This is a genomic window from Streptomyces sp. NRRL B-24572 (assembly GCF_002156145.1).
GTDB lineage: Bacteria > Actinomycetota > Actinomycetes > Streptomycetales > Streptomycetaceae > Streptomyces > Streptomyces vietnamensis.
On the sequence record NZ_MWIG01000022.1, the window covers coordinates 1 to 5,264 of the forward strand.

Sequence of the window (5,264 nt, forward strand, 5' to 3'; positions counted from 1 at the left end):
GCCGACTCGTCGTAGAGCTTGTCCCACCAGTTGTCCCCCTGCTGAGTCATGCCCTTATTGTCCACCGCGTACGGCGCCCGAAAACGGGACATCAGGAAAACCGTTGCTGCAAATGGGTGGTCCGCCGGGCGACCCCACCCCCCACGGGAAGGACGCCCGGCGGACCGGCGTGATCAGCGCACGTCGTAGGCGCGGACCACGGTCTGGGTGACGGAGTTGCCGTTGGCGTCCGTCAGTTCGGTCTTCAGGGTGACCTGCTTGCCGGTCGCGCCCGCGTGGTTCACGGTCGCGGTCCAGCCGTCGCCCTGCTGAGAGACCTGCGCTTCGGTCCAGGTCGTGCCCCCGTCGTAGGAGTACGAGAGCTTCGCCGAGGTGAGCGCTGCGGGGGTGTAGCCCGCGTGACCCGTCGCGGTGAGGCCGATGTGCTGGCCGTCGGTCGCGGCGAGGGTCTTGAGTCCGTCCTCCGGAAGGTCGTACCGGGGGAAGAGAATCGGGATGCCCTGAGAATAGACGCTCTCGTCGAGCTCGGAGGTGAATTTCCACACCGAGTTGACGGATGTGGAGCGGGCCCACACCTTGCTGCCGATCTTCATGGTGTTCTGTTCGAGCGTGTACGTCCCGGCTTCGGCCGGTACCTCGAAGACGCCGAACGGCCAGCTGGACGTGCCGAGGAGCTCGCCGTCGCGGCTGAGGCGCACGTTGCCGATGTCGCCGAAGGACCCGGGCTCGGCGTGATGGGTGGAGTCGCCCCACATGGCGTTGGCGAAGCCGATGAGGTCGCCCTGCCGCTCGGCCACGAGGACCGGCTTCCCGGTGGAGTCGCGCGGCGCGGTGGGGGCGATGACGCCGTCGTACCACTTCTCGGTGCGCTGCTCGCCGGGGGCGTACGCGTGGCGGGCGCCGATCATGATCTCCCCGAACGGGAGGCTGCTGTTGACCATCTGCTGCCAGGCGGTGTCACCGGCGGAGTAGTACTCGCTGCGGGTGCCGGGCGCGGGGACGGTCTCCAGGGAGCCGAAGGAGATGCCGAGGCCGTTGGGGCGGTAGGCGGCCGGGAAGTCCGTGAAGTCGGTGGTGATGCCGGCCGAGCCGTACGTCGAGTCCGTGCGGCCCAGCTGTGCGTCGTGGACCCGGTACTCCTCGTCCTCGCGGACCGCGCCGGCCTCGGGGAAGGCCAGGTTGTAGAGGTACGGGGACTTCGCGGTGGCCTTCCAGGCCAGGGTGACCTCGCCCGCGGCGAGCCTGTCGAGGAGCGCGGTCGCCTCCGTGGTGGGGACGGAGAGGACGGGGAGGCCGAGGCCGGTGAAGCCGCCCGTGGGGTACCAGCGGCCGGGGGCCGAGTGGTACGTGACGACGGCGACGGCGCCGGCGGCCTTGGCGTTGCGGGCGAGGGTGCCCGCACCGGTGGAGCCGTCCGGGAGCCGGACGAGGGCGATGCGGCCCTGGACCCCGGCGGCCTTGAGCTCGTCCGGTGTGCCCGTTCCGGCGTCGACGAGGCGGGCCGAGCCGGTGCCGTCGAGGTTGTCGGAGCCGAGGGAGGCGGTGAGCGGGTGCAGGGCCAGTCCGTCGCCGGTGGTCAGCGAGGTGAACTGCGGTGCGGCGGCCCGCCAGTAGCTGCCGAACTCGAAGTCGCCCTCGTCGGCCTTGCCTTCGACCGAGGCGTAGTAGCCGCGGATGGTGCGCGGTCCGGCGGCGGTTCCGGCGTGCAGCCAGAAGTCGTCCCAGGAGCGGGCGAACGCGAGGGTGGCGCCGCGGACTTCGGAGGCCCGGTCGGTCGTGACCGACAGCTTGTGGGCCTTGCGGGCGTCGAGGACGACGGTGGTGTCCTTCTTGATCTCGACCTGCGGGCGGCCGAGGTAGCTGAGCGAGTCGTTCAGCGTGGCGCCCTCGCCCTCGTCGGGCGTGGTGACGAAGGAGGAGAGGAAGTAGCTGCCGGGGCGCAGGCGGTAGACCTGGTCGGCGGCCCCCTCGTTGAAGCGGCGCTCACCACTGGCGGTGTCGGTGCCGATGACGTCGAGGGAGGAGGCGCCGGAGGCGGGGTTGCCCTGACGGTCGATCAGCTTGACCCGCAGGGTGACCGTCTCGGGCTCCACGTACAGCGAGAACGGGGTGGAGACGTGGATGCCGCCGGGGCCGGTGGCGAGGACGCGGCCGGTGACGTCGCCGTACTGGGCGCGCTCCAGGTGGGCGTCGGGGGCGAGGTCGAGGGGGACCTCGACGGTGGCGCCGGCCGGGACGGTGACGGTGCGCCTGCCGAGGCGGGCGACGGTCGACCGGACGGCGGAGCCGTCGTTGCCGGTGACCTTCTCGACGGCCAGGTCGAGGGTGACCGGGGCCTCGGAGGTGTTGGTGTACGGCACGGAGACCGTGGTGCGGTCGGTCTTGTCCTGGGGCCAGTCGAAGGTGCCGCCCTGGACGGCGGGGGCGCTCAGGACCGTCTGGTCGATGGCGGCCTCGACGTCGAGGCGGCCGCCGCCGACCTCGCGGACGTCGCCGGGGACGGCGCTGTCGGCGGAGGCGACGAGCGCGGACTTGACCTGCTGGGCGGTCCAGTCGGGGTGGCGCTGCTTGACGATGGCGGCGGCGCCCGCGACGTGCGGGGTGGCCATCGACGTACCGGACATGGACTGGTACGCGTACACGCCCCGGCCGCCCGCCGCGGCGGCGGAGATGCCGACGCCGGGGGCGGCTATCTCGGGCTTGAGGGTGTGGTTCACGATCGTCGGGCCGCGGCTGGAGAACCAGGCGGTGGAGTCGTCGCGGTCGACGGCGCCGACGGTGAGGACGCTGGGCGCGCAGCCGGGCGAGGAGACCGTGTTGTGCGTCGGGCCCGAGTTGCCGGCGGCGATGACGAACAACGTGCCCTTGTTCCGGGCGAGTTCCTCGGCCGCGGCGCTCATCGGGTCGGTGCAGTCGGTGGGTACGGTGCTGCCGAGGCTCATGGAGACGACGTCGGCGCCCTGGGCGACGGCCCACTCCATGCCCGCGATGATCCAGGAGGCCGCGCCGGATCCGGAGTCGTTGAGGACCTTGCCGTTGAGGAGGTCCGCGCCGGGGGCGACGCCCTTCTTCCTGCCGCCGCTCGCGGCGCCGGAGCCGCCGACGGTGGAGATGGTGTGGGTGCCGTGGCCCTGGTGGTCGCCGGTGGTGTCGGAGTCGGTGAAGTTCTCCGAGGCGACGATGCGGCCCTTGAGGTCGGGGTGTTCCGCGTCGGCGCCGGTGTCGAGGACGGCGACCTTGGTGCCCTTGCCGTCGTAGCCGGCGGCCCAGGCCTCGGGGGCGTGGATCTGCTTCGTCGACTCCTCCAGGGTGGCCACGACCTTGCGGTCCAGCCAGAGCTTCTTCAGGCCGGAGGAGGCGGAGCGGGCGGCCGGGGCGCTGACCTCCGCCCAGAAGGTGGCGGCCTGCTTCTTCTCCGCCTTGAGCGCGACGCCGTCGACGGCCTTGAGGACCTGGCCGCGCTTCGCGCCGCGCGGGGCGGCGGGGACGGAGCGGGCGAGGTCGGAGCCGTAGACCGCGATCAGGGGCAGCGTGGTGGTGGCGGAGTCGTCGTAGCCCTGGCGGATCAGGCCCGTGACGTTGAAGAGCTCCTCGTCGACGCGTCCGGCGGCGAGCGCGGTGGTGGCGTCCTCGGGGTAGACGTACAGGTCCTGGCCGGAGCGGCGGGTCTGCACCAGGGGCACGGTCCCGTCCTCGCGGGGCAGGGCCGTGGCCGCCGGGTTGCCCTCGGCGTCCCGGGTGACCAGGACGCGGTCGCCGGTGACCAGGGTCACCGTGGCGGTCCCGGCCCCGTCGCCGGTGCGGGCCGAGGCCTCGCTGCCGACCAGCGGTCGCTTGCCGGCCGTGTCGTCCTGCGGCTCATCGGCCATGGACGGCGCGACCGCGGTGACGGCCAGGACGACGGCGGTCGCCGCCCCCAGGGCCGTACGCGAAATCGGACGCATCGCTCTCCCCATCTGAATCCGGAAAAAGGGCACAAGGCACCCCTTTCCGGAGGCTGTTGGTGCTGCGGTGGCGCCACATTGGCAGAGGTGAGGGCGGTACAGGGATGATGGGAGAGGCGGGAATACGCCGTGGCCGTTTCCCGCCAGGTCACCAACGGAACGAATGCCTCCGGTGAACGTCCCCGAAAGATCCGGGACGCCCGCCGGAGGTACGGCGAGGGGTGGGGCATCCATGCTGGGAGCGATAGGACTCGACGAGCGCCAGGAGTCCGCGTACCGCGCCCTGGTCGCGCTGGGCGCGGCCGAGGTCACCGATCTCGCGCACCGGCTCGCCCTGCCCGAGCAGGACACCGAGCGGGCGCTGCGCCGTCTGGAGTCGCAGGGGCTCGCCGCCCAGTCCTCGGCCCGCGCCGGCCGGTGGGTCGCGGCGCCGCCCGGGGTCGCGCTCGGCGCGCTGCTCACCCAGCAGCGCCACGAGCTGGAGCAGGCGGAGCTGGCGGCCGCGCTGCTCGCCGAGGAGTACCGGGCGGAGGCCGAGGAGGCGGCCGTGCACGACCTGGTGGAGGTGGTGACCGGGGCGAGCGCGGTGACGCACCGTTTCCTCCAGCTCCAGCTGGGCGCCCAGGAGGAGGTCTGCGCCCTGGTGACGGGCAAGCCGCTCGTGGTCTCCGGCCTGGAGAACGACGCGGAGGAGCAGGCGGCCGGGCGCGGGGTCCGCTACCGGGTGGTGATCGAGCGCGAGGTGCTCACCCTCCCGACCGGGCTGCTCGAACTGTCCGCGGCGCTCAGCCGCGAGGAGAAGATCAGGATCGCGGACCGGGTCCCCACGAAGCTGGTCGTCGCCGACCGGTCCCTGGCCATGGTGCCGCTGACCGGGCGGGGCGCCGAGCCCGCGGCGATCGTCGTGCACGCGAGCGGGCTCCTCGAATCGCTCATGGGCCTGTTCGAGTCGGTGTGGCGGGAGGCGCTGCCCCTGCGGCTCGGGGCGGGCGCGCAGATCACCGAGGACGAGGCGCCGGGCCCGGACGTGATGGACCTGGAGATCCTGTCGCTGCTGCTCGCCGGGATGACGGACGCGAGCGTGGCGAAGCAGCTGGACCTGGGGCTGCGGACGGTGCAGCGGCGGGTGAAGGGGCTGATGGAGCTCACCGGGGTGACGACCCGGCTGCAGCTGGGCTGGCACGCGTACGAGAAGGGCTGGGTGGCCCGCGGCTGACGCCGGCGCCTTCCGTTCATGGACGGGACTCCCGAGGTCGTATGCGGAACCGGTGCAAGTGGAACCGGCCGCTCACCCTCCCACAGGCGCCGGCGTCAGCCGCG

2 protein-coding genes are annotated in these 5,264 nt (G+C 72.6%); one reads left to right on the forward strand and one right to left on the reverse strand.

The window, feature by feature from the left end; genetic code table 11:
• Positions 1–173 precede the first annotated feature (173 nt).
• On the reverse strand, positions 174–3,944 hold the full coding sequence (locus tag CCN56_RS01240) for a S8 family serine peptidase (RefSeq protein WP_086822351.1): 3,771 nt from the start codon (positions 3,942–3,944) through the stop codon (positions 174–176).
• A 232-nt stretch (positions 3,945–4,176) separates the two neighbouring features.
• On the opposite strand from CCN56_RS01240, the gene CCN56_RS01245 reads away from it, so the two are divergent.
• Positions 4,177–5,160, forward strand: a complete 984-nt coding sequence (locus tag CCN56_RS01245) for a LuxR family transcriptional regulator (RefSeq protein ID WP_086822354.1) — start codon at positions 4,177–4,179, stop codon at positions 5,158–5,160.
• The last annotated feature ends 104 nt before the right edge of the window (positions 5,161–5,264 follow it).